The following is a 1,475-nucleotide window of genomic DNA, read 5'->3' on the forward strand; positions in this document are numbered from 1 at the left end:
GCGGTGCGTTGGAGGCGGTCCGCGGTGCGGATGTAGAACATCAGGTACCGGTCGATGTACCGGATCAAGGTCTCATCGTCGAGGTCCCCGGCCAGCAGCACCGCGTGTTTGGGTGTCAGGCCCCCGTTTCCGCCGACGTACAGGTTCCAGCCGTGCTCGGTCGCGATCACCCCGACGTCCTTGCCGCGGGCCTCGGCGCATTCACGGGCGCACCCGGACACGGCGAGTTTGAGTTTGTGCGGGGAACGCAAACCCCGGTACCGCTTCTCCAGCAGCACGGCCATGCCGACCGAGTCCTGCTGCCCGTACCGGCACCACGTGGATCCGACACAGCTTTTCACCGTCCGCAACGATTTGCCGTAGGCGTGTCCGGATTCCATCCCGGCATCGACCAGACGCTGCCAGATCCGCGGGAGTTGCTCCACCCGCGCACCGAACATATCGATCCGCTGCCCACCGGTCACCTTCAGATACAGATCGAACTCCTTCGCGATCTGCCCGATCGTGATCAACTGCTCCGCGGTGACCTCCCCGCCCGGCATCCGCGGCACCACCGAATACGTCCCATTACGTTGCAGATTCGCCAGGAAATGATCGTTGGTGTCCTGCAACGCGGCCTGCTCACCATCGAGGATGTGCTCGCTCGAGGTCGAGGCCAGAATCGAGGCCACGGTCGGCTTGCAGATATCGCAACCCGACCCCCTGCCGTACCGCGCGATCAGGCCCGAGAAGGTACGGATACCGGTGACCTGCACGATCTCGAACAACTCCGCCCGGGACTGCTCGAAATGCTCACACAACCCCGTGGACATCGCCACACCGGACTGCTCGAGCAGTTTCTTGAGCATCGGCACACACCCACCACACGACGTACCCGCCGACGTGCAACCCTTGATCGCCGCGACATCGCAGGCGCCCTCGGCGATCGCACCGCAGATCGCGCCCTTGGACACGTTGTTACACGAACAGATCTGCGCATCCTCCGGCAGCGAATCCGCGCCCACATCCGCACCCGCCGGGGAAATCAGCGCCGCGGGCTCGGCGGGCAACGGCCGCCCGACCAACGGCCGCAACAGGGAGTAGGCGGATGCGTCGCCGACCAGGATCCCACCGAGCAGGGTCTTCGCGTCATCGGAGACGACGAGTTTGGCGTAGGTGCCCTTGGCCGCGTCATGCAGCACCACCGACAACGCACCCTCACTCGTGGCATGCGCGTCACCGAAACTCGCCACATCCACACCCAGCAACTTCAACTTCGTCGACAAATCCGCACCCGGGAACTCCCCCGACCCACCCAACAACCGATCCGCCACCACCTCCGCGGTGCTATACCCCGGAGCCACCAACCCGTAACAAATCCCCTCCACCGCCGCGACCTCACCGACCGCATAAATACTCGGATCACTGGTCACCAAACCCAGATCCGTCACCACACCACCCCGCGCACCCACCTCCAGACCAGCCTCCCGAGCCAG

1 protein-coding gene is annotated in these 1,475 nt (G+C 64.7%); it reads right to left on the reverse strand.

Features of this window, described 5'->3' with window-relative positions:
* Positions 1-1,475: nitrite reductase large subunit NirB (gene nirB, locus NM2_RS46910; protein ID WP_174575770.1), on the reverse strand; the 1,475-nt coding region annotated here is incomplete at both ends.

Source organism: Nocardia miyunensis NBRC 108239 (assembly GCF_001613065.1).
Classification (GTDB): domain Bacteria; phylum Actinomycetota; class Actinomycetes; order Mycobacteriales; family Mycobacteriaceae; genus Nocardia; species Nocardia miyunensis.